Source organism: Tepidiforma sp., from assembly GCF_034432735.1.
Taxonomy (GTDB): Bacteria; Chloroflexota; Dehalococcoidia; order Tepidiformales; family Tepidiformaceae; genus Tepidiforma.
The window spans coordinates 24,193-47,810 of the sequence record NZ_DAOUBJ010000036.1 but is presented as its reverse complement, the minus strand read 5'-3'; the positions used below and the strand labels follow the sequence as shown (position 1 = coordinate 47,810).

The window sequence follows — 23,618 nt, the reverse complement described above, 5'->3', positions numbered from 1 at the left end:
GCCCCACCCTCACCCCCTCCGCCGGCCTACTGTCGGCGGTTCCCGAAAACCAGCGTCGTCGTCGAGCCCGCGCTCACCGTCACCGTTTGCGAAAGCGCCGTCGTATTCACCCAGCCCGGCTGCAGCACCTCCGTCACCGTCACCGACCCCGGCGCCGGCACCACCGCGCATTCCGCTGCCCCCACGCTCGACACCACCGTCGCCACCGTCGAAGACGTCGCCACCGTGAACGACCACCCCCCAAGGTACGGCTCCGTCGCCTCCTGCACCCCATTGCCGTTGTCGTCATAAAACTTCCGGATACAGACAACCGCCCGCCCCCCTGAAGGCGTCGCAGTCGGCGTCCAGGTCGGAGTCCACGTCGGCCGGGGCGTCGGTGTCGAGGTCGCCGTCGGCGTCGGCGTCCCCTTCGGGCCGACCACCGTCGGAACAGGCGTCAGCAGCGTTGGTCCCGACGTCGCCGTCACCGTCGGCGTCGGCGTCCCCTTCGGGCCGACTACCGTCGGAACAGGCGTCAGCAGCGTTGGTCCCGTCGTCGCCGTCGCCGTCGGCGTCGGCGTCCCCTTCGGGCCGACCACCGTCGGAACAGGCGTCAGCAGCGCCGAGCCCGTCGTCGACGTCGCCGTCGGCGTCGGCGGCACCGGCTTGCACTTCCCCAAGCTTCCCGCCCCGTAAATCGCCTGGATTTCGCCCGGCCCCAACGCCCGCCGATACAGCGACAGCTCGTCGATCCCAAAACCGTCGTTCAGGGGCCCACCCACCAACGCCGGCGCCGTCGTATCGAGGTTACCAACGAACCAGTTCGTCGCCGGCGCTTGCGCCGTCTGCTGCCCATCCACATACCACCGGACCACGTTGCCGGCACCGCGGTCCACCGTCACCGCCACGTGCCTCCATCCCGTGCTCCACGCCACACCGCTCCACGGCGACGGAAACACCGTCGCCCCGCTCTTCCGCATCCCTACCTGCCCGTTCGCGAAAATCACCTCGTACCCCACATTGCCCCCGCCGAGCTTTCCCAGAATGCGGCTAATATTCGAGAGCTGGTCCCAGCGCGAAATCCAGAACTCCAACGTGAAGCTCCCCGTCCCCAGCGCCAAATCGCCCTGGTCCGGCGTGCTCCCTCCAACCCCGTTCGGAATGCTCCAGCCACCCCCTACCATTCCCCCCACCGCTGCCGGATTCCCCCCGAACACCAAATCGTTCGGCCAGCCCGCAATATCGTGGGCCACCGGCCCCGCCGGCTCGTCGAACGTCCACCACGCCACAAGGTCCGCTGGTGGCGGCACGCAGACCGCCTTCGGCGGCCCCCCTCCCCCACCGAACCAGCACGCCGAGCTCAGCAAAGCGATCACCCCCGCCAGCGCCACCCCAGCCTTCCCAACCAGCCGTTGCCATCTCACGTCCAATCGAGACCACCTCCCGGGTGCTAGCGCGCAAGGCGCCGCCACCCGGAAGACCTTCGACCCCGTCCCCGTCTTACACCCGTCAGCCTCGTCCGCCCTTCGCCGGCCTAACTCCCCTGCCCCTCCTCGCCAGCACGATCCGACTCCCCCGTCCCCTCCCCCTCCGCTACCGTTCCACCACCCAAGCCCGGCCGCCGAAACTGAGCATAATCCGCACCGATCAGCGACGACAGCCCCGATGCCGCCGGCGCCTCACCCGGCGGAGCCGACCGGGCCGCAACGAACGGACTTCGGTCCCTCCCCAACGTCCGCTCCAACACCACCCGCCGCCCCGTCGTCACCAGGCGACCATCCGCCAGCTCCTCGACTCGCCCCGCCAACTCCATCACCAGCCGGTCGTGCGTACAGGCGATAATCGTGATGCCCTCCACCCGCGCCAGGTCGCGCAACAGCCCGAAAACCGCAGAAGCCGTTGCCGAATCCAGCTCACCCGTCGGCTCGTCCGCCAAGATCAACCGCGGCCGCGCCGCCAGTGCCCGCGCAATCGCTACCCGCTGTTGCTCTCCACCCGAGAGCTCGTACGGCCGATGCTCCGCCCGCTTCCCCAGCCCCACGAAAGCCAGCGCCTCCTCCACCCGCTTCCGCCGCTCCCGGTAGCCGAGCCCAGCAATGCGCAGCGGCAGCTCCACATTCTCCCGCGCCGAAAGAAGCGGCAAAAGCCCGAACGACTGAAAAATGAACCCCACCGTGTGCCGCCGCAACGCGTCCAGCTCCCGGTCGGCCATACAGTCCACCCGCTGCCCATCGATCAGCACCTCACCGCTCGTCGGCCTGTCCAACCCCGCCACCAAGTTCAGCAGCGTCGTCTTCCCCGAACCAGAACGCCCGACCAACGCCAGGAACTCGCCCGGAGCAACCTTCAGCGAAACCTCCCGCACCGCCCAGATCTCCTCCCCACCCGCCCGAAACCGGCGCGAAACCGACCGCAGCTCAACCGTTGCACCCCCGCTCACCAGCGCCCACCCCTTGCCGTCAACCGCCGCGTGCCGTCCGGCAGCACCTCGATACGCCCCTCGCCGAGGAGCACACGGGCCCGCTCGCGGATATCGAGCGCCTCCAGGTACTCGCGAGGAATTTGCAGCCGCCCCGCGGCGTCCACCAGCACATACTCCTCGTGCACCACCCGCGCCTCCGTCCCCTCGAATCGCACCCGCCGAAAAATCTCCGTGCTCGTCCGCCCGTCCCGAATCGCCACCACCCGGTCCACCCGAGCAGCAATATCCGGGTCATGCGTCACGATGACAACCGTCGTCCCCAGCTCCTTGTTCAGCGTCCGGAACACCTCGTACACCATGTCCGCCGCCGCCGAATCGAGCTCGCCCGTCGGCTCGTCCGCGAGCAACAGCGGCGGCTCGTTCGCCAACGCCACCGCGATCGAAACGCGCTGCTGCTCCCCTCCCGAAAGCATCTCCGGCCGGTGATTCAATCGGTGCCCCAGCGACACCAACTCCAGTAGCCGCACCGCCCGCTCCCGCGCCTCCCCCGCCGGCACCCCCGCGAGCACCATCGGCACCTCTACGTTCTGCACCGCCGTCAAGTACGGCACCAGATTGCGCCCCGTCTGCTGCCACACGAAACCAACCTGGCGCCGCCGATACCGCACCATCTCCCGAGGCGACATCGTCAGCAGATCCACCCCCCCTACCAAGCACCGCCCCGCCGACGGCGTATCCAGCCCGGCCAGAATATTCAACAGCGTCGATTTCCCCGACCCCGATGCGCCCACGATTGCCATGAACTCCCCCCGCCGCACCTTCAGATCGAGCCCACGGAGCGCCACCACCTCCAGATTCGCAGTCTTGTAGATCTTGAACAGATCCTCGCACCGAATATACAGCTCGTCCCCGTCCAACTCGCCGTCCAAGCCCCCCAACGGGTATCCCTCCATCTAAACCTCCCCGATCCGGAGTGCCCGGTGCAGCGCCAGCCGAGAGTACACCGCACCCAATCCCGCCACCGTCGCGCCGAAAACCGCCGCGAACACCAGGTACACCGTAACCACCGCCTGCCAGCTCACCTGCGACACCAGCGGTGGGACCGGTTCGCCACCAGATTCCGTCACGCCAAGATACCCGATCATCAACCGCCCAAGCGGAAGCCCCAGCACCGTCCCCACAGCCACCCCGGCCACGATCACGAACAGCTGCTCGAAACTCACCAGCCCGAGCACCTGCCGGCTCGAAAACCCCATCGTCCGCAAAATCGCGAACTCCAGCGCTCGCGCCTGCGCAGCCATCGTCGCGTACACCGCGAAACCGAGCCCCGTCAGCAGCACCACCGCCCCGAACGAAAGAAAGAGAATCCCCTCCCAACTCGCCGCAACCAGCGGATCCGCCCCTTGCTCCGCCCGAATCGCCTCGCGAACCGCGACCTCCTCCGCCTGAACCCCACGCTCCTGGAGCCCAGCCCGAGTCAGCCCTTCCGAAGCCACCCCACGCATCCACGCCTCGTTCGGCGTCACCGCATCGGCCAGCCCCGGCACACTCGCCCCGAGCTCCCCCAACGCCGCCAGATCCGCCACCAGCAGATACGTACTCCCACGCGGATCGTGCGCCGGAAAATAGCGAAACGCCCCAACCACTCGCGCCCGCACATACTGCCGGTTCACGTACACCGTCAGCTCGTCACCACTCCCGAGGCCGGCCGCCTCCAGCAGCCGCGATTCCGCCAGCACCGGCAGTGCCGCCTCCGGCCTTACCATCCGGAAGCCAAAGAGCGGCCCCTGCCCCGGACCGCGGGTGAACGCAATCCTCGCCGCGCCGCCACCGTCACGCCCCGCCCCTGGCGCGAACGAGACTGCCCCCGGGTCCCCCAGCGCCTGCCCAGTGATCAGCTCGTAACGCCCGAACGAATCGAAGGTCTCGAAAACCCGCCATGGCCCACCATCGCCAACCGGCCCCCCCGGCCAAGCCGCCTCCGAGCTCACCATCACGTCGTCCACCAACACGATCGCGCGCTCCGCCACCGGCGGCGGCGAGCCCGCCGTCCGGACGTATACCGCATCCAATAGCTTCCGCTTCGAAGGATCGTACCGCCCGCCCTGTCCGAACCGCGCCTGCGAAGGCTCCAACAGATTCGCCGCGAAAAATCGCCACTCGTTCGAAACGGCCTGTTCCAGCGGAACCAGCGTGTAATCCCACAACATCCCGTCCGAGTCCCGCAAACGCAGCGAGAGTCGCGCCTGGTTCTGGCCATACGGAAAGCGCGCCCACAGCCCAATCCAGCGCGAACCCGCTGGCACCTCGACCCCCTCCACTCGCCCCCCCAAGTCGAGGCGCAGCCGCCCCAATAGCCCCTCCAGGTCATCGCGAGCAAAATCCTCCCGCCAGAAGGCCACCTGCGCGAACGTCTCCGGCTCCACGCCGAGCACCTCGATGCTCACCCCCTGGAACGCCGACAGGTTGTACGAACCCCCCAGCCGGCTCACCGGTGCAACGACCTCAGCTCCCGTCGCCTCCCGGATGCGGCGCGTGAACTCCTCCGCCGGAACGTTCGCCGGCACCCGGACATCCCCCAACCGGACCGGCGCACCCGCTTCGTAGCTCGCCCGATCGTCATACCCACGCTCCAGCGTCGCCCGGTAACCCGCCGCGAACATCCCCACTGCCGTCGCCAGGAGCAGCAGCAGGATGAGCCGGTTGTACTGCAAAGGAGCTCGCGTCATGCGCGTCAGCCCCAGCGCCACGATCGCGCTCTCCCATCGCCTCCCCACCCATGCAGCCGTACCCAGCGCCAAGGGGAACAACCGCAAAAACACCAGCGCAACCATCACCATGAAAAGCGTCGGCGAAAGGAGCAGGAGTGGGTCCGCAGACAGCTCCCCGAAAAGCCGCTCCGTCACCAACGAACCGCGCTCCCGCAACTGATAGAAAAGAAACGCGCCGACCCCCACGAGCGCCAAGTCCAGGTAGTACCGCAGAAAAAGCGGTTGCGTCCGGGGCCGGGCGAGCCCGTGCTTGTAATCGACCGTCGTCGTCCGCGAGGCGCGCCAAGCCGGCACCAACAGCGCCACGAACGCGAGCGCCGCCCCCCCAGCAGCCGCCCCGAACGCCCCGCGAGAAAGTGGCACCTCCAAAGCAGCGTTCCCGCTCAACTGCGAAAACGGCGGCGTGAAGCCAAGCACCCCAATCGCAGTCGCCGCCACGAACGGCCCCGCCACCGCCCCAGCCCCACAGATCGCTAGCCCCTCGATTGCGTACACCCCAATTACCTGGCCCGCGCTCCCACCACGCGAACGAAGCAACGCAATCTCCCCCTGCTGCCGCTCGACCATCATCGACGCCACCATCACCAGGTAGTACAGCGCGATCCCCACGATCTGCAGCATCAGCGCGAACAACGGCAACCGCGTGAAAAACAGCTTCGATTGGTACGTCGAAAGCACCTCGCTCAGACGCGTCTCGACCACCACGTTCGGAATCGTTTCCCTCAATCCCACCCCCAGGGCCCGAACGTTTCTCTCCACCGCCTTCGCGTTTCGCGCATCGATAGCGCCCACGTCGACGAACGCCATCGTCTCCAACGTGCTGTCCATATCCGGGAGATACCCCGCCACCACATCCTCCACCACCGACTCGTCCACCCAGAACGGATAAGAATCCCAAGAGGTATCCAAGGCGAACCGGTCCGTCCGCCCGTACCAGTACGGCTCACCGAGATCCCTCGGCGCGATGATCGCCCGCACCACCACCCGCACAGGAGCCACATCGTCCCGCCAGAACGGGTAGAGGTCGAAACGATCGCCAATCGTAACCCCGAGCCGCTCCGCAGCCTCCTGCCCGATCGCCACCCCCACTTCCAGCGCCCCACCTCCCGCCCTCGGGGCCTGTGGCCAATCGCCCGCCACCACCTCCACATGACCGAGCAGCTCGTCGGCGAACTGGAAATGACCCCGAGGGCGATTCTCGTCCACCGGTACCGCACCGCCCGGCTCGGCCACGTAGAACGTTGCCGTGCGCCCGAATCGAACGACCCCATCGAGGACGCCGCCCAACGACCGCTCCAATGCCGCGTCCACCGCCTCCCGCCGCCGTTGGAAATCGTCCAGCGCCGGCCGCCCCGAAATCACGACGCGCACATTGCGCTCGTCGACGGCAGCCTGGCGCAGCGCGTGCCGCAGACCAAGATCGCGCACAGCATCCGAATACTGCACCACGCTCGCCATCAGCGCCGCTGCCATCACCACGCCAATCGCCACCGTCGCGGTCAGCCGCCAGTGTGCAAGCGTCCGCCGCACGACCATCGAGAGCACGACGAGCGCCATTCGCATCGTGCGCGAACCCTACCCCACACCGCACCGTCCAGCAAAGACCGCACTACCCACCCCTCCGTCGTGTACAGTTCCCACCGATGCGGAACGCCTACGCCACCTGGAGGCTCTTCGCGCGCCGAAGCACAACCAATTGGCGGCTCCTCGCCGTCCTCGCGCTCGGCATCCTCGTCGCCGCCACACTGCTCGCCGCCGCCCCGATCTACGCCCGCACCATGGCCGACCTCGGCCTCACCTTCACCGTGCGGGACCAGCTCGGCCAATCACCGGGCAACCGCGTCACCTTCACCTCCGTACCGCTCCGCACCGCCGAAGGCGAGGCCTTGCGTCAGGCCGTCGAGCAGCGCATCGCAGAGCGCATCGGCTGGTTCGCCGCCAGCCAATCCCGCGTCCTCGTTGGGCCGCGATTCTTCCTCGCCCCGCCCGACGAACCCGTCCCCCCACTCGCACCGATCGGCCAGCTCCAGTCCATCACCAACTACGAAGACCACATCACCCTCCTCGAAGGCCAACTCCCCCGAGCAGCCGCCCCTGGACAGCCCCTCGAACTCGCCATCTCCCGCGACGCCGCCCGGGCGGTAGGCCTCTCCGTCGGCCAACAGCTCCGGCTCGTCGAAAACTTCGACACCTGCGCCCGCGAAATCCCGCGCGAAGACCGCCCGCCGCCTCCCCCCTGTACCCCCGTCGCCGGCATCACCTTCTCCCTTCCTGCTGTCATCACCGCCATCGTCGAGCCCCTGCAAAACGACGACCCCTTCTGGGTCCTTCCCGCCGAGCGCTTCTTCGCACCCTACCGGCTCTTGCCCGAAAACGGCCCCGTCGCGCCCCTCTTCGTCCCCGAAGCAACCCTCCTCGAAAGCATCGGCCGACCGTTTCCCGCCTACCCCGCCGCCATCGCGTGGCATACCTACGCCCGCCCAGAAGCCCTCTCCCGACAAACGTTCGAACGCGCCCGAAACGACCTCTCCGCACTCTCCGCCGACATCCAACCACTCGGCGGCGCCAGCTTCAGCCCGCTCGGCAACGTCCTCCGCGATTACGGCCGCACCCAGCGATACCAGCAGGCGCCACTCACTATCCTGCTCCTCGAAATCGCCGCAGTCGCCATCCTCTACGTCGTCCTCGTCGCCATCTACATCGTCGAGCGCCTCTCCGATGAAGTCGCGCTCCTCCGAAGCCGAGGCGCGACCGTCATCCAGGTCACCACCATCACGCTCGCCGAAGGCCTCATGCTGGCCCTGCCGTCGATACTCCTCGCACCGCTCATCGCCGGCGCAGGAACCGCCCTCCTCGGTCTCACACCCACCTTCGAGCCCGTCAATCGAGGCTCGCTGCTCCCCGTCGCCATCCCCCCGGAGGCGTTCCTCTACGCAGCCGCCGGTGCAGCCATCGCCCTCGTCGGCCTGCTCGCCCCCTCACTCGCAGCCGCACGGGCTTCGACCGTCGCCCGACGTCGCCAGCAGGCCCGCCCTGGCCTGCCACTCCTCCAGCGATACTACCTCGATCTCGCCCTCGCAGCAGTCGCCGTCCTCCTCCTCTGGGAATTGCGCGAGCGCGGCACCGTCTTCACACCGTCGCCAACCGGTGGCGTCACCTCCGACCCGCTCCTCCTCGCCTCCCCCGCCATCCTTGCCGCCGCCGCGGCCGCCCTCCTCCTCCGCCTCTACCCACTCGTCACCCGCCTCCTCGCCCGTCTTGCCACCAACGCTGCCTCCCCACCGACCTTCCTCGGAATGCTCCAGGTCTCACGCAGCCCCGGCAACTCGGCTCGCCTCGCTCTCCTCCTCACCCTCGCTCTCGCCGTCGGAACCTTCGCAGCCAGCTACGCCGAAACCGCCTCCGCAACCTTCGAAGAGCGCGCGCGATTCCAGGCCGGAGTCGGCCTCCGGGCCATCACCACCGGTAGCGCCGATCTCGGCCTCGCCGGCCCGGCCGCCGATGCGACCCTCCGCTCCGAAACCGGCGCACCGCTCGCTTCCGCCGCCCTTCGCCTCCCCGCAGCCCCAGCCGGCTCCGGCACCTCGACGCGCACCTTCCAGGCCCTCGGCCTCGATCCCGATACCGCCCCCCTCCTCCTCTGGTTCCGCGACGACCTCAGCGACCGTCCACTGCGCGACCTCATGGCAAGGCTCGGGCCCCCGGAACCACTCCGCGGCATCCCCTTGCCACCCTCCACCACGGCCCTCTCCATCGACGTCACCGCTTCCGCTAGCCCCAACCAGATGACGCTTTGGGCTCGCCTTCGCGACGCCACCGGATACCACCAGCTCATCGAGTTCGGCACCATCGAGCCCGGCCAATGGCGCACACTCGTCGCACCACTCTTCCGCACCTACCAGGGACAGCTCCCCGAACCCCTTACCCTCGTCGCCCTCGTCATCACCGAACCCGCCAACCGCTTCAATACCCTCACCCTCGAAATTCGCCTCGACAATCTCGTCGCCACCACCGCAGCAGGCGCCAACACCACCCTCGACGACTTCGAGCGCCCCGATCCCCGTTGGAGCCCCCTCCCCGCCCGACTCGACATCCCCGACACCTTCGAACTCACCCGCGACGGCGTATCCACCGGCCAGGCCGGCAAGATCCGGCGCGCCCCCGGCCAGAGCACCGCCCTATGGGGCATCACGCTCGCCCAGCCCAACATCCCCCTTCCCGTGATCGCCACCACCTCCTTCCTCGCCTCCACCGGACTCACCGTCGGGGCCAACGGCCACGTCAACGTCGCCAACGTCACCGTCCCCATTCACATCACCGGCGAAGTCACCGCCTTCCCCACCCTCCCTGCGGCCGCCGGGCCCGGCCTCGTCTTCAACCGCGACCAGCTCCTCGCCTGGCTAGGGCTCGCCGGCGCCTCCCCTCAGCCCGCCCTCAACGAAGCCTGGCTCGAACCCCCACCAGGCGCCGACATCCCAACCATCGAGCGAATCCTCCGCAACGACCCCTTCAACTTCGGCATCGTCACCGACCGTGACCGCGAACTCGCCCGCCTCCAGAGCAACCCCCTCATATCCGCCGGCGGTGCGGGCATCCTCTACCTCGCCTTCGGCGCCGCCCTCCTCCTCGTCACCGCCGGACTCCTCGTCTCACTCTGGCTCGTCGTCCAGAGCCGCCGTACCGAATTCGCCGTCCTCCGCTCGCTCGGGCTTTCTCGCCGCGGCATCGCCGGAGCCCTGACCGTCGAATACACCCTCGTCGCCATCGTCGGCGTCGGAGCCGGCGCCTGGCTCGGGCGCGCCATCGCCGACCGCATGCTCACCTTCCTCGATGTCAACGAAGCGGGCCAGCTCGCAGAGCCCACCTACCTCCTCCGGACCGATTGGTCGCTCGTCGCCGGCGCAATCGCCGCGGTCGCCCTCCTCTTCACCGCCGCCATGTTCTTCGCCGTCCGCCTCATCGCGCACACCTCCGACGCACAAGCGCTGCGAACCGAATAGGTCAATCGCCCGGCCACACGAGGATCCCCCGACTCGGGTCGAGCCCCCCATCGGCACCCCGTGGCACGGCCACCCGATCCCCCGGCTGCACCTCGTCGAAGCTCCCCTCGCGCGCCACCAGCAGCGGCGCCCCAGCGCTCACCCACACCTCCGCCTCACCCGCCGCCGTAAGAATCACGAGCCGTCCTCCCTCCTCGACGCGCGAAACCGTTCCGCTCACCAACGGGAGCGCGTTCGCCTCGCCCCACACCTCGTGCCCCGCGAACGGCCCCGCGACAAAGCCGGGCGTCGCACCCCCCACCCCGATCACCACCGCCCGCAGCGTCGCGTTCCGCACCTCGTTCGGTACCCCGATCACCGCGACCGGCAGCCCCGCTAACGCGTCGCCCAGCGTCGCCGGCTCCAGCAGCCAAACCGGGGTCGCCGGTGGAATGGCCACCAGGCGCGCCCCATCCGACCCCGCAACCGCGAGATTCGCCCCCTCGACGCGCTCGATCGTGAACGCGGCATAGGCAGCACCAACCGGCATCACCATCGCCCCCGGCTCGGGCGGCGGCGAGCTTCCCCCCGTGTTCCGCGCCACCACAACGATCGCGACCAGTACCGCACCGCCCAACCCCAGGGCCGCGGCCGGAGCGAGCACCTGCCGCCAGCCCGGGCCTCCGCCGAGCGCCTCCCTCCTAGTCACGCCGCGATGCTACCCAACCCGCGCTCCTCATGCCTCCTCGATCGTCACCCGCCTGATGGTCACCGGCTCCAGCGGCCGATCACCCGGCCCCGTCGGCGCCGTCGCGATCGCATCCAGCACCTCCTCGCCGGCCGTCAGCTTCCCGAAAATCGTGTAGTTCGGCGGCAAAGGATAATCCGCGTGCATGATGAAAAACTGGCTACCGTTCGTATTCGGGCCCGCGTTCGCCATCGCCAACGTCCCCCGCAAATAAGGCCGCCCCACCGGTTCGTCCTCGAAACGGTACCCAGGCCCCCCACGACCCGTCCCCGTCGGATCCCCGCCCTGAATCACGAACCCCCGAATCACACGATGGAAAATCACCCCATCGTAGAAGCCCTCGCGGGCCAAAAAAACGAAATTGTTCACCGTCTTCGGTGCCTCGGCGGCGAAAAACTCCGCCGTCATCACCCCCGCGCTCGTCTCGATCGTCGCCCGGTACTGCTTCGTGAGGTCGATCACCATCTCCGGCGGTTGCGCGTACTGTTTCGCCATCCCGGCACCTCCTTCGTACCCTCCAGCCTAACGGCTGCCTCGTTTAGCCGCTCTCGCCTAAGGGTTTCCCCGCCACTTAGCCGACATTCAGGCGAACCCCCGATACCCGGTCGGCCGTCCCAACCGAACAATCCCCGTAGCACCACGTCCAACACCGGAGTCCTCGCATGCCCGCTGCCGCGTCCACCACCCGCGACCGCCTCGTCCTCGGCGTCATCGCGGCCCACGTCCCCGTCGTCATCGTCGTGGCCCTCGTCGTCGGCCAGCTGCCCCTCCCCACCGCAGCCATCGGCAGCCTCGTCATCGCAGGGGGCTCCTGGCTCGCCTACCGCGCCTCCGCCGGCCAGCGCTCCTTCCGCGTCATCGCCGCTGTCGCCCTCATGGCCATGTCCGGCATGCTCATCGCCGCATCCGGAGGCGACATCGCCGTCCACTTCCACGTCTTCGTCGTCCTCAGCTTCCTCGTCATCTACTACGATGCCCTGCCCCTCGTCACCGCTGCCGGTGTCATCGCCGTTCATCACCTCCTCGGGAACTACCTCTTCCCCGAATACGTCTTCGACACCGGCGCCTCCCTCGCTATCGTCCTCAAGCACGCCGCGTTCGTCGTCCTTCAGACCGCCGCCACCGTCTACATCGCCGAGCGCGTCCGCCGTTCCACCGCCGCCATCAGCGCCGCAGCCGACCGCCTCGCAACCGAACAGCTGCCCGCCATGCGCGAAGCATTCGCAGCAGCCGCCCGCGGCGACCTCACCCGGTCGTTCGCCTTCCAGACCGTCCACGTCGATGGCTCCGGCGCCGACGAAATCAGCGCGATGGCAGGTTCGTTCAACCGCCTCCAAGACCAGCTCGCCGATATCGCCCGCGCCGCCACCCAGATGAACACCAGCATCGCCGAACTCGTCCGCGAAGTCTCCACCAACGCCAGCCGCGTCCTCGAAGCCTCGGGAAGCGTCGAAGGCTCCGCTGCCGATGTCGCCGGCGCAGCCAATCAGATCGCCCAAGCGTCCGCCGATATCGGCGACCTCATGGCCCGGCTCGCCGACATCGCCTCCCGGGCCGAAGCCAACCTCGCCCGCTCCGCCACCCAAGCCGACCACGTCGCCAGCGTCACCCACGGCACGGCGCTCACCGCCCAAGAAGCCCGCAACGAAATCACCGAAATCCACACCCGCCTCGTCGAAATGGCCGAACTCGCCCGCCAGGTCAACGAAGCCTCCCGCGGCAGCTCCGATGCTGCCCGCCAGGGCCAGGAGGCCGTCCGCCTCGCCGTCAACTCCATGGAAGCAATCGCCAACGCCGTCGAACGAGCAGCGACCACCGTCAACGAACTCGGCGCCTACGGCGAACAGATCGGCAACATCGTCACCGTCATCGACGAGATCGCCGCCCAGACCAACCTCCTCGCCCTCAACGCCGCCATCGAAGCAGCTCGTGCCGGCGAACAGGGCCGCGGATTCGCCGTCGTCGCCGAAAACGTCCGCCAGCTCGCCGAGCGCTCCAGCGCCAGCACCCGCGAGATCGCCGAGCTCATCGCACGCATCCAAGAACGGACCACCGAGGCCGTCACCGCCATGCACGCCGGCGTCAACGACGTCCAACAAGGGCGCGAAGTCACCGCCCGCCTTGATGCATCCCTCGGCGAAATCATCTCCAACATCGGCCAAACCAGCCAACGCGTCCACCTCATCGTCGAACGCATCTCCACCCTCGCTTCCAGCGCCAGCACCGTCGTCCAAGCCGCCGATGCCCTCGCCCGCTCCGCCAAAGAAGCCGGTGAAGGAGCCGACGACATCGCGACCGCCTCCAAGAGCATCTTCACCTCCGTCGAACAGGTCGCCCAAAGCTCGTCCCAAACCGCCGCCACCGTCCAAGAATTGAACGCCTCCACCACCGCGCTCGGCGAACGAGCCACCGCCCTCGACCGCCAATCCGAGTCGCTCAAAAACCTCGCCGAGGCCCTCGCTCGCAGCGTCCGAGCCTTCCAAATCGGCGGTCGCACCGCCCAGCACCCCTCCCACCCACAGGCAGAGAGCCGTGCTGCCTGAGCCTGGCACACCCGCTCATCGCGCCATGCTGGCGGCCATCGTCCTCGCGATGCTGGCCGCCAGCCTCTTCGCCACATTCCAATCCATCGCCGCCAGCGCAGCCGCGGGCGCCTACCGCTTCATCTGCGGCTGAAAGCGCCCGCCCCCATCACACCCGCTGCTCCTTCACACCCTGCGGAACCAGCGCATCGCTCACACTCGCCAGCCACTCCCGCACCCACGGCTCCTCCGCACGGTGCGGCAACGCCCGCAGAATATCCCGCGTGTGCGTCGGGTCGTGGATCGCGACCCCCCAGAGCAACCCCCCGAACCGCACCCGCGAGGGCGGGATGTTCAGCACCTTGCGGTCACCCCCATAGAGAATCTCCTGGTCCAGGTGCGCATCCGTCATCTCCCCCACCGCCGCCAGCAGCCGTTCTCGGTGAATGGCCGCCTCCGCCAAAAGCTCATCGATGCTCCTTCCCCGGCGCGAAAGCACCGCCTGCTCGTTCCACTCGTCGATATCGAACGGATTCGGTATTGGCGTATCTGGCAGCGGCGCCTGCTGCCCGACCATCGCCGCGAATCGCGGCACGATCAACCCATCGATCGTGCAAAGGTGCGCAATGTAGTCCCGCACCGTCCAATGCGAACCCGGCACCACCGCCTCCAACTCCTCGGGCCCGAGCGAACGACATAAATGTTCGAACTGCCGCCGGTGTCGATTGAACTCGTCGATAACAAGCTGCACGCGCATCGACATCGTCGTCTCCCTCCAGCATCGCACTCTACCGCCCACCAACGTCCCCCGCCAGCTCGCACCCGCTGCCGCGCCATGAAACAATTGCCGCCATGCAGCCCGAGCCCCTGCTCATCCGCAACGTCGCAATCTTCGACGACGCGGCCCGCACCTTCCGCCCCCACATGAACGTCCTCTGTCGCGATGGCCGCATCCAGCGAATCTTCCCAGCCAACTCCGCCGAGTCACCACCCGCAGCATCCATCGTCGAAGGCGATGGCCAGTACCTCGTCCCCGGACTCATCGATTGCCACGTCCACCTCACCTCCACCGGTGACCCACAAGAGCTCGCCACCCAGCGCCACGAGCCGCTCGCTCTCCGGGCATGGAAAGCCGCGAAAAATGCAGCCGCCACCGTCCGTGCCGGAATCACCACCGTCCGCGACCTCGGTGCCGCCGACCATCTCAACATCCACCTCGCACGGGCCATCGATGCCGGGCTCATCGAAGGTCCACGCGTCCTCGCCGCCGGCTACGGCGTCACCATGACCGGCGGCCACGGCCACGGCTTCATCGCCGTCGAGGCCGATGGCCCCGACGAAGTGCGCAAACGGGTCCGCGAACAGCTCCGCGCCGGCGCAACCGCAATCAAACTCTTCGCCAGCGGCGGCGTCATGACCCCCGGCGTCGACCCCCGCTCGCCCAGCTTCACGCTCGACGAGCTCCGGGCCGGCGTCGAAGAGGCCCACAAAGCCTTCCGCGTCGTCGCCGCTCACGCCCAGGCCACCGAAGGCATCAAGAACGCCATCCTCGCAGGCGTCGATTCCATCGAACACGGCGTCTGGCTCGACGAAGAAGCCATCCAGCTCATGGCCGACCGCCGAACCTTCCTCGTCCCCACCCTCACCGCACCCTGGCAGATCGCCCACCAAGGCACCGCCGCCGGCATCCCCGATTACATGGTCCAAAAAGGCTGGCAAGTTCTCGAGGCCCACGAACAGAGCTTCCAGTCCGCCATCCGCGCCGGCATCCCCATCGCCATGGGCACCGACCAGGGAACCCCGATCAACCGACCAGGCGAAAACGCCCAAGAACTCCTACGCATGGTGCGGCTCGGCCTCACCCCCGCCGCAGCCCTCCTCGCAGCCACTGCCTGGGCCGCCGACCTCCTCCGCATCTCCGACTACACCGGACGCATCCGCGAAGGCCTCGAAGCCGACCTGCTCCTCCTCGCCCACGATCCCCTCCACGACATCGGCACCCTTACCGACCCAGCCACGATCCGCGTAGTCCTCGCCCGCGGCAAGATGATCGTGAACCGCACCCCTCATTCGAACTGAACCGGAGGCCACATGAGCCAGCTCCAAAAGATCATCGCCCGCATCCAGCGCCGCGAGGGCCCCGCCATCGGCTTCGGTCGCGTCTCCCGCGAAAAACCCCGCTCCATGGCCCTGCTCGCCACCGTCCGCTCCGCCGCCGCCGCCCGCGCCGCCCTCGATGCCGGCGCCGACGCCGTCCTCTTCCTCGCTGGCAGTGCCTCCCTCGCCCTCGACCAGCTTCGCGAAATCGCCGGGCCCAAAGTCGCGGCCGGCGTCTCCCTCCCCGTCCTCTCCGTCGCCGATGCTCAGCTCCTCCGCGAAGCCAGCTGCGACTTCGTCGTCAGCCCCCTCGAAACCACCGACTCCGCCGCCGTCGACGTCGAAAAAATGGGCCACCTCGTCGCCGCCAGCGAATCGATCGAAGACAACACCCTTCGCGCCCTCGGACCTCTCGGCCTCGATGGCCTCTTCGTCAAGCGCGCCCACGGGCCAATGAAACTCTCCGAGCAGCTCGGCCTCGTCCGACTCTCCTCCTTCTCCTCCACCGGGCTCGTCGTCACCGTCGACCTCGCCGCCTCGGTGGCCGACCTCCGCGTCCTCCGCGATTCCGGCGTCGTAGCCATCGTCGCGCCCGAAGATGCCACCCCCGCCGATATCGCCTCCCTCGACGAGCGCCTCCGCGCCGTTCCTGCTCCTCGCAAGGCTCGCTCCGATTCCACCCAAGTCGCGCTCGTCCCCTCCCTCGTCGGCGGCCATGACCACGACGACGAAGAAGACGACGACGAGGAGGAATAGCGTGCCGCAGATCACCGTCACACGCGCCGACGGCATCGCCACCATCACCATCACCAACCCCCCACGCGGCTACATGGATGCCACCACCGTCGCCGAACTCGACGCAGCCACCGCTTCGCTCGAAATAGACCGAACGGTCCGCGCCGTCGTCGTCACCGGCGGAGTGCCCGGCGTCTTCATCCGGCATTACTCCGTCCACGAGCTCGAAGCCCTCGCTCGCCAACTCCGCCAACGGAACATCACGGTCGACCCCTCCCGTCCCCTCCCGCCCCGCGATATCGACCGCGTCTTCGGACGCATCGAAGCCATGCCCAAGCCCGTCATCGCAGCCATCAACGGCTATGCCATGGGTGGCGGATTCGAACTCGCACTCTCCTGTGACCTCCGAATCGCCCAAGAAGGCGACTACGAACTCGGCTTGCCCGAAGTCCGGCTGGGCATCCTCCCAGGCGCCGGCGGCACCCAGAAGCTCCCCACCCTCGTCGGGGTCGCACGTGCCCTCGAAATCACCCTCCGCGGCCGCACCCTCCAGCCACGGGAAGCCCTCGCACTCGGCCTCGTCCACGAGCTCACACCCGCCGGCCAGGCCCTCCAACGAGCACAGGAACTCGCCGCCGAACTCGCCGCCCTGCCGCCTCGTGCCGTCGGCCACATCAAGCGGCTCGTCCGGAACGCCACCGCCACTCCGCGCGAGGACGGACTCGCGCTCGAGCGCACCCTCTTCCTCGACCTTCTCCTCTCCGACGAGGCGCTCGAGCGAATGCACCGCATGAACGCCGATGACCTCGACATCCGCCACGCCTGAGGTCGCCGCCCTCCACATCGCCCTCGACGCGTGGTATCGCGCCAACGGCCGCCATCACCTCCCCTGGCGCCTCACCCGCGACCCCTACGCCGTCCTCGTCTCCGAAATCATGCTCCAACAAACACAAGTGGAGCGCGTCATCCCCTCCTATCACGCCTGGCTCCAGCGCTGGCCCACCTTCCAGGCCCTTGCTGCCGCCACCCCGGCCGACGTCATCACAGCCTGGCGCGGACTCGGGTACAACCGCCGCGCCCTCGCACTCCATGCCGCCGCCCGCATCATCGTCCAAGACCACAGCGGAACCCTTCCCCCCGACCCCGCCCAACTCGGAGCGCTCCCCGGCGTAGGGCCATATACCGAAGCCGCACTCCGCTGCTTCGTCCACGACGAGGCAGTGCCCGTCCTCGACACCAACATCGCCCGCGTCATCGGCCGACACCGCCTCGGTGCACCGCGCCCCCGCGACGTCTCCCGAGGCCCACTTGAACGCGCGGCGCGCTCCCTCCTCCCGCCCACGAAAGCCCGCGACCACAACCTCGCCCTCATGGACCTCGGCGCGCTCGTTTGCTCGGCCCGCTCGCCCGACTGTGAACGCTGTCCCATTGCCAACGCTTGCACCTGGCGCGCAGCCGGCTGCCCTCCATCGGCCCAGCCTCCCCGCCGACCATCCCCCCCCTTCGAACACACCGCACGATTCGCACGAGGGCGCCTCGTCGATCGTCTCCGCCGAGGGCCGGCTCACCGCGCCGAACTCCAAGCCATCCTCCCCGCTCGCCACCGCCCAAAAATCGACCGCTACCTCGCCTCGCTCGAACGCGACGGACTCGCATTCCGGCTCGAAAACGGCCACTGGGCGCTTCCACCCGGCTGAACGCCCCCAGCCTAGGTCCCCTCCTGCCAACTCGAAAGATACCGCTGCTGCTCCTCCGTCAGGTAGTCGATCTGGATGCCCATCGCGTGCAGCTTCAGCCGCGCGATCTCCTCGTCCACCTCGCGCGGAATCTCATAGACCCGCTTCTCCAGCCGCTGGGCGTTCTGCGCGATCCATTCCGCACCCAGCGCCTGGTTCGCGAACGACATATCCATCACCGCCGCCGGGTGGCCTTCCGCCGCAGCAAGGTTCACCAGCCGCCCCTCACCCAGCAGATACAGCCGCCGCCCATCCAGCAGCCGGTACTCCTCCACCGAATCCCGCACCGCCCGCTTACCCTCGCTCAGCGCCTGCAGCGCCTTCAAATTGATTTCACTATCGAAGTGCCCACTGTTCGCCAAAATCGCTCCATCCTTCATCGCCTCCAAATGCTGCCGGTCGATCACATTGATGTCCCCGGTCAGTGTCACGAAAATGTCACCCACCTTCGCCGCCTCCGCCATCGGCATCACCCGATAGCCATCCATCACCGCCTCCAGCGCCTTCACCGGGTCCACCTCCGTCACGATCACCTGCGCACCCAGCCCCCGCGCCCGCGACGCCACCCCCCGCCCACACCACCCGTACCCCGCCACCACGAACGTCTTCCCCGCGAGCAACACGTTCGTCGCCCGGATGATGCCATCGACCGTCGATTGCCCCGTACCGTACCGATTGTCGAACAGGTGCTTCGTATCCGCTTCGTTCACCGCCACGATCGGGTAGCCAAGCGCTCCGGCTGCAGCCATCGCTCGCAGGCGAATCACCCCAGTCGTCGTCTCCTCCGTGCCGCCAACCACCCCCGCCAACAAGTCGCGCCGATCCTTGTGGAGCGTCGCCACCACATCCGCCCCATCGTCCATCGTCAGCTGCGGCCCGTGTTCCAGCGCCTGGTGAATGTGCCGGTAATACGTCTCGTTGTCCTCCCCGCAAATCGCGAACACCGAAATGCCGTACTCCTCCACCAGCGCCGCCGCCACATCGTCTTGCGTCGAAAGCGGATTGCTCGCGCACAGGCGCAGCTCGGCCCCTCCGTCACGCAGCGTGATCGCCAGATTCGCCGTTTCGGTCGTCACGTGGAGGCAGGCCGTCATCCGGATGCCCCGCAGCGGCTTCTCGCGCTGGAACCGCTCCCGGATAAGCCGCAATACCGGCATCTCGCGCGCCGCCCATTCGATGCGCCGAACCCCCTCCGGCGCCAGGCGTGGATTGGCAATGTCAGACGGGATCGACAAACCGTGGACTCCTCGGGAAAGACTCGTTCACTCCGCTAATCGTGCAGGGTCACGAAGGCACCATCATACTTCCGGCCCCGAATAGCAGCACGAATCCGCCGAAGCGAAGCACCCAGCCCCGAAGGATCCCGCCGCGAAGCACTCGCCTCCACCAGTTGACACGCCTCCCGATAGCCGAGTCGCGTATATGCCGCCACCGCCGGCGCATTCCGAGGATCCACCGTCAACACCACATAGTCGCAGTTCGCCAACAATGCCTCCGTCACCGCACTCGTCGCGCTCGTCGCATACCCGCGCCCTCGGTAGGCCGGATGCGTGAAGACATTCCCCACCACCGCCACACCCTCTTGCCGCGACACCACATGAGTCCCCGCAATCGCGACTAGCCGCCCCTCCGCCACGATACCCCGGTAGACCCCCGCATCGATGTGCTCCGGCACATAAAAGCTCGGCCCATTCTCGCTACCGTACAGCGCGTTGATTTTCCGAATGTCGATCCCCGTCAGCGGCACCGCATCGTATCGCTCGCACCGCCGAAACGTCTCCCGCGTCACCACCATCCGTACCATCGGCTGCTGCGTCGCCAGCCGGTACACCCGCCTCAGCATATCCAGGTGTTGCGGCTGACAGGTCACATACGTCTGCGCCGTCCCCGGGTGAATCGAAAGCACCGCCAAAATCGCGTCCGGGTCACCCATCACGAACGTCGCATCGCCCAGCCCACCCCGGCTATGCAAGACGAGCCCGACTCCGGTCGTCCCCCGTGCGAGAAACCACCGCGTCCGCTCGAAAAGCCCTGGCTCCAACTGCCCCAACGCATAAGCCGTGTACTCGATGCGGGCTCGCAAAAGCGAACGAATCTCGTCCGGGTCGTGCAGCGACCTCACCACATAATCCAACCGCCGCGCAGGAATCGCGCCAGCGCGGAGCTCCCGCTCGGCCATCAGCCCTCGACCTCGAAGTGCGTCAGCGCCCGGAACTGCCGATACCGCTGCTCGACCTCCTCGCGCTCCAGCGTCAACAGCCGCTCCGGCCCAAATCCTTCGACACAAAACGACGCCACCGTCGAACCGTAAACGATCGCCCGTCGAATCGCCTGCTGGTCGATGACCCCAACCGAATCCAGGTAGCCCATGAATCCCCCAGCGAACGCATCGCCCGCGCCCGTCGGGTCCACCACCTCCTCCAGCGGGTAGCCCGGCGCCACGAAGTAGTCTTCGCCGCTGATGTACGCCGCCCCATACTCCCCCAATTTCACGATCACCGCCTTGGAACCCCCATCCAGCAGCGCTCGCCCCGCCCGGGCGATGCTCGGCATCCCCGCCAGCTCCCGCGCCTCGCTCTCGTTGATAGATACGAAGTCGGCCGCCCGAATCGCCTTCATGAGCTCGTCTCGCGCGCCGTCGATAAAAAACTTGATCGTGTCCACCATCCTCACCCGCGCGCCCGGCACCATCGCCATCAGCCGCTGCTGGAGCACCGGGTCGCCCGCCGCCGCAAAAAGCCCGCTCGAAACCTCCCATCCCGGCGGCAGCCGCGGCTCCCACCGCTCGTTCACGCCCAGCACCGTATACAGCGTGTCCCGACTGTTCATGTCGTAGTGATACCGTCCGCCCCAACGGCTCGTCCGTCCCCCCTCGATCACCTCCAGCCCCGCAAGGTCGATCCTCGGCCGCTCCAACGCCCGAAGCATCGTCTCCGGAAAGTCCTCTCCCACCGCAGCCAGCAGGCGCACGTCCGTGAACAGCGAAGCCGCAAGCGCAGCGCACGTCGCCGAACCACCCAGCGACCCCTCCCGCCGCTCGAACGGCGTCTCGATCTCGTCGATCGCCACCCAACCGGCCACCAACAGGCTCATCGTCCGACCCCGAGCCACCGCGCAAGAATCGGGCCGAGCCGCTCCCGTACCATCGCCGGCACCGCCTCGCGAGGGGCCACGATGGCCGCGTCCAGTGCCGTCGCGCAGGCGCACCCCTCCCGCGGCGGCAGCGCCTCCACTAGCCGTCGCACCGCTTCCTGGCTCACCGCCACGTTCCGGCGAAGGGTCTCGAAAACAGTCGCCGCGGTAACCGCCTCCTCCGTTTCATGCCAACAATCGTAATCCGTCACGCACGCCAGCGTCGCGTAACAGAGCTCCGCCTCCCGCGCCAGCTTTGCCTCCGGCAACGCCGTCATCCCGATCAGGTCCGCACCCCAGGCACGATGGAGCTCGCTCTCCGCCCGCGTCGAAAACGCCGGCCCCTGCATCACCACATACACCCCGCCATCGTGCACCCGCACTCCCACCCCCTTCGTCGCCTTCAGCAAAGCCCCCCGCATCCGTTCGCAAAACGGCTCCGCAAAGCCGATATGTCCTACGATCCCCTCCCCGAAAAACGTCGAAGGCCGGCCCCAAGTCCGGTCGATCAACTGCGAAGGCACCACCAGATGGCCGGGCGCCAGCTCCTGCCGCAAACTCCCCACCGCCGACACCGCGAGTACCCGCTCCACACCGAGCTTCTTCAAAGCCCAGAAGTTCGCCCGCTGCGGGATTTCCGATGGCAGGATCGTGTGGTGCCGACCGTGCCGCGCCAGAAACGCCACCCGGCACCCCGCCAACCGGCCAATCCGGATCCGGTCGCTCGGCGGCCCGAACGGCGTCTCCACCTCCACCTCCTCCACAGCCTCGAGGCCAGGCATATCGTAAAAGCCCGACCCGCCGATCACCGCCAGCGGAATCGCCTCAGCCATGCACGCCCTCCCACCGGCCTCGTTCGGTCAGCGCCGCCAGCCGCTCACCATACGGTGGCTCCACGACTCCCAGCTCCGTAATGATGCCCGTGATCAGCTCCCCCGGCGTTACGTCGAACGCCGGGTTCCACGCCGCGATGCCACCCGGTGCCCACCGCTGCCCGCCAAAGCCCCCAACCTCCTCCGGCGCCCTGAACTCGATCGGAATCTCCCCGCCCGAAGCACAACCCGGGTCGACCGTGCTGGTCGGCGCCGCAACGAAGAACGGAACTCCCACCCGTGCCGCCGCCAGAGCGAGCCCCAACGTTCCGACCTTGTTCGCCGTGTCGCCATTCGACGCGATCCGGTCCGCACCCGTGATCACCGCCGCGACCACCCCCGAAAACAGCAGCGCCGCCGCCGCCGCGTCCGGCAACAGCACCGCCGGAATCCCCGAGCGGAGCAGCTCCCACGTCGTCAGGCGCGCACCTTGCAGCAACGGCCGCGTCTCCGTCACATAGCATCGCTCGATCCGGCCCGCCTCGAAGGCCGCCCGAATCACCCCGAGGGCCGTCCCCACCCCACCCGTCGCGAGCGTCCCCGTATTGCAATGGGTGAGCACATCGCCCCGAGGCATCACCGCGACGCCATGGGTCGCCAGGGCCAGATCCTCCGCCCGCCGACGCTCGAGATACCCAGCACAGAAATCCCACGCCGCCGCGGCGCGGGCCATCTCCGGGACCGCCAATACCGCCCTCAGACACGCCGTCGCCCCGCTCGCGAGCTCGACAGCCGTCGGGCGAACCGCCCCCACTCGCTTCGCTGCCAAGCGCAGATTCGCCTCGCCAGCATCCACCTCCGCCGCCAGCGCAACCCCCGCCGCACCGCACAGCCCGAGCAGCGGCGCACCCCGCACCCGGAGCGAACCGATCGCCTCCGTCAGCTCGTCGAGGCTCCGGATGGCCAACCACCGCTCTTCACCCGGCAACAACGCCTGGTCCAGCACATGGAGCACCGGCCGCTCGAACCGCAGTACCTCCAAAGCTGCCAAGCTCATCCCTCCTTCAGCCTCAAAACCGCCTCGACCCGATAGGGCGCCAAGCGATCGCGCCCGCCGAGGCCGTCCAGCTCGATGAGAAAGCCCATACCCGCCACCCGCGCCCCGAGCAGCTCCACCAGCTTCGCCGCCGCCAGCGCCGTCCCACCGGTCGCCAGCACATCGTCCACCACGAAAGCGCTCGCGCCGCGGCGCAGCGCGTCCTGGTGGATATCCAGCCGCGATTCCCCGTACTCCAGCGCATACTCCACCGTCAGCCGTGCCGCCGGAAGCTTCCCCTCCTTCCGCACCGGCACGAAGGGTAGCCCCAATCGGTCGGCGAGCGGCGCCCCGAAGAGAAAACCGCGCGACTCGATCCCAACGATCGCCTCCGCGTCCGCCGCTCGCGCAAAAGCGGTCATCGCATCGAGTGCCTCACGAAATGCCGCCGGATTCCCCAGAAGCGGCGTGATGTCGCGGAATAAAATCCCCGGCCGCGGAAAATCGGCAATCGTGCGGATGCACGCCTCGAGCTCCACGCCGCGATTCTACGCCACCACGCACCCCGATCGGGGCAACCCCCCAGCTCGCGACAGCACTGTCGATCCAGCCCGGGAACCCCGAATCCCCGACCGCTCGCCGCGACCGG

General features: G+C 68.0%; 20 protein-coding genes. 7 read left to right on the top strand and 13 right to left on the bottom strand.

All coding sequences use genetic code 11. From position 1 onward, the window contains the following. Nucleotides 1-26: 26 nt before the first annotated feature. The 4 genes from VAE53_RS03335 to VAE53_RS03320 all read right to left on the bottom strand — a co-directional run bounded on the left by VAE53_RS03335 (nucleotide 27) and on the right by VAE53_RS03320 (nucleotide 6,729). Nucleotides 27-1,403, bottom strand: coding sequence for a LamG domain-containing protein (locus VAE53_RS03335; protein WP_322817988.1), 1,377 nt, complete (start codon nucleotides 1,401-1,403; stop codon nucleotides 27-29). 110 nt (nucleotides 1,404-1,513) lie between these two features. Then, complete coding sequence (locus tag VAE53_RS03330) at nucleotides 1,514-2,419, bottom strand: ABC transporter ATP-binding protein (RefSeq protein ID WP_322817945.1); 906 nt, start codon at nucleotides 2,417-2,419, stop codon at nucleotides 1,514-1,516. After that, the gene (locus VAE53_RS03325) at nucleotides 2,416-3,354 is read right to left on the bottom strand and encodes an ATP-binding cassette domain-containing protein (RefSeq protein ID WP_322817944.1); all 939 of its coding nucleotides are present in this window, start codon (nucleotides 3,352-3,354) and stop codon (nucleotides 2,416-2,418) included. The genes VAE53_RS03330 and VAE53_RS03325 overlap by 4 nt, the downstream gene beginning before the upstream one ends. Further along, a complete protein-coding gene (locus VAE53_RS03320) occupies nucleotides 3,355-6,729 on the bottom strand; it encodes an FtsX-like permease family protein (protein ID WP_322817943.1) in 3,375 nt (1,124 codons plus the stop codon). Nucleotides 6,730-6,815: 86 nt separating this feature from the next. On the opposite strand from VAE53_RS03320, the gene VAE53_RS03315 reads away from it, so the two are divergent. After that, nucleotides 6,816-10,172, top strand: coding sequence for an ABC transporter permease (locus tag VAE53_RS03315; protein ID WP_322817942.1), 3,357 nt, complete (start codon nucleotides 6,816-6,818; stop codon nucleotides 10,170-10,172). 1 nt (nucleotide 10,173) lies between these two features. Here VAE53_RS03315 and VAE53_RS03310 read toward each other — a convergent pair whose 3' ends face one another. Together VAE53_RS03310 and VAE53_RS03305 are read right to left on the bottom strand one after the other, a co-directional pair. Beyond that, a complete protein-coding gene (locus VAE53_RS03310; protein WP_322817941.1) occupies nucleotides 10,174-10,860 on the bottom strand; it encodes a hypothetical protein in 687 nt (228 codons plus the stop codon). 27 nt (nucleotides 10,861-10,887) lie between these two features. Next, entirely contained in the window at nucleotides 10,888-11,394 is a 507-nt protein-coding gene (locus VAE53_RS03305; RefSeq protein WP_322817940.1) for a peptidylprolyl isomerase, read from the bottom strand. Between the two features lie 167 nt (nucleotides 11,395-11,561). Between VAE53_RS03305 and VAE53_RS03300 the strand changes: the two genes are divergently transcribed. After that, nucleotides 11,562-13,442 (top strand): methyl-accepting chemotaxis protein, encoded by a 1,881-nt coding sequence (locus tag VAE53_RS03300; protein WP_322817939.1) that lies wholly within the window; start codon nucleotides 11,562-11,564, stop codon nucleotides 13,440-13,442. Next, nucleotides 13,432-13,575: a hypothetical protein gene (locus VAE53_RS03295; protein ID WP_322817938.1), complete on the top strand. Its 144-nt coding sequence runs from the start codon at nucleotides 13,432-13,434 to the stop codon at nucleotides 13,573-13,575. Before VAE53_RS03300 ends, VAE53_RS03295 begins: the two co-directional genes overlap by 11 nt. Before the next feature lie 15 nt (nucleotides 13,576-13,590). Here VAE53_RS03295 and VAE53_RS03290 read toward each other — a convergent pair whose 3' ends face one another. Continuing rightward, nucleotides 13,591-14,184, bottom strand: a complete 594-nt coding sequence (locus tag VAE53_RS03290) for a DinB family protein (RefSeq protein ID WP_322817937.1) — start codon at nucleotides 14,182-14,184, stop codon at nucleotides 13,591-13,593. Nucleotides 14,185-14,273: 89 nt separating this feature from the next. Here VAE53_RS03290 and VAE53_RS03285 point away from each other — a divergent pair, with 89 nt between their 5' ends. From VAE53_RS03285 to VAE53_RS03270, 4 genes are read left to right on the top strand one after another with little or no spacing between them, the layout of a single operon-like run. Continuing rightward, nucleotides 14,274-15,500 (top strand): amidohydrolase family protein, encoded by a 1,227-nt coding sequence (locus VAE53_RS03285; RefSeq protein WP_322817936.1) that lies wholly within the window; start codon nucleotides 14,274-14,276, stop codon nucleotides 15,498-15,500. A gap of 12 nt (nucleotides 15,501-15,512) precedes the next feature. Continuing rightward, nucleotides 15,513-16,274, top strand: a complete 762-nt coding sequence (locus tag VAE53_RS03280) for a hypothetical protein (RefSeq protein WP_322817935.1) — start codon at nucleotides 15,513-15,515, stop codon at nucleotides 16,272-16,274. Further along, nucleotides 16,234-17,079 (top strand): enoyl-CoA hydratase/isomerase family protein, encoded by an 846-nt coding sequence (locus VAE53_RS03275; RefSeq protein WP_322817934.1) that lies wholly within the window; start codon nucleotides 16,234-16,236, stop codon nucleotides 17,077-17,079. Before VAE53_RS03280 ends, VAE53_RS03275 begins: the two co-directional genes overlap by 41 nt. After that, nucleotides 17,054-17,950, top strand: a complete 897-nt coding sequence (locus VAE53_RS03270; protein WP_322817933.1) for an A/G-specific adenine glycosylase — start codon at nucleotides 17,054-17,056, stop codon at nucleotides 17,948-17,950. The genes VAE53_RS03275 and VAE53_RS03270 overlap by 26 nt, the downstream gene beginning before the upstream one ends. Before the next feature lie 11 nt (nucleotides 17,951-17,961). Here the strand turns inward: VAE53_RS03270 and ahcY are convergent, their stop codons facing one another. Genes ahcY through VAE53_RS03240 form a run of 6 tightly spaced genes read right to left on the bottom strand, consistent with a single transcriptional unit; the run spans nucleotide 17,962 to nucleotide 23,508 of the window. Further along, a complete protein-coding gene (ahcY, locus tag VAE53_RS03265) occupies nucleotides 17,962-19,218 on the bottom strand; it encodes an adenosylhomocysteinase (protein ID WP_369294017.1) in 1,257 nt (418 codons plus the stop codon). Nucleotides 19,219-19,259: 41 nt separating this feature from the next. After that, complete coding sequence (locus VAE53_RS03260) at nucleotides 19,260-20,168, bottom strand: GNAT family N-acetyltransferase (protein WP_322817931.1); 909 nt, start codon at nucleotides 20,166-20,168, stop codon at nucleotides 19,260-19,262. Beyond that, entirely contained in the window at nucleotides 20,168-21,082 is a 915-nt protein-coding gene (locus VAE53_RS03255) for a PfkB family carbohydrate kinase (protein WP_322817930.1), read from the bottom strand. Before VAE53_RS03255 ends, VAE53_RS03260 begins: the two co-directional genes overlap by 1 nt. Continuing rightward, the gene (gene mtnP, locus VAE53_RS03250) at nucleotides 21,079-21,954 is read right to left on the bottom strand and encodes an S-methyl-5'-thioadenosine phosphorylase (RefSeq protein WP_322817929.1); all 876 of its coding nucleotides are present in this window, start codon (nucleotides 21,952-21,954) and stop codon (nucleotides 21,079-21,081) included. Before mtnP ends, VAE53_RS03255 begins: the two co-directional genes overlap by 4 nt. Beyond that, the gene (mtnA, locus tag VAE53_RS03245; protein WP_322817928.1) at nucleotides 21,947-22,990 is read right to left on the bottom strand and encodes an S-methyl-5-thioribose-1-phosphate isomerase; all 1,044 of its coding nucleotides are present in this window, start codon (nucleotides 22,988-22,990) and stop codon (nucleotides 21,947-21,949) included. The genes mtnP and mtnA overlap by 8 nt, the downstream gene beginning before the upstream one ends. Beyond that, nucleotides 22,987-23,508: an adenine phosphoribosyltransferase gene (locus VAE53_RS03240; RefSeq protein ID WP_322817927.1), complete on the bottom strand. Its 522-nt coding sequence runs from the start codon at nucleotides 23,506-23,508 to the stop codon at nucleotides 22,987-22,989. The genes mtnA and VAE53_RS03240 overlap by 4 nt, the downstream gene beginning before the upstream one ends. Nucleotides 23,509-23,618 lie beyond the last annotated feature (110 nt).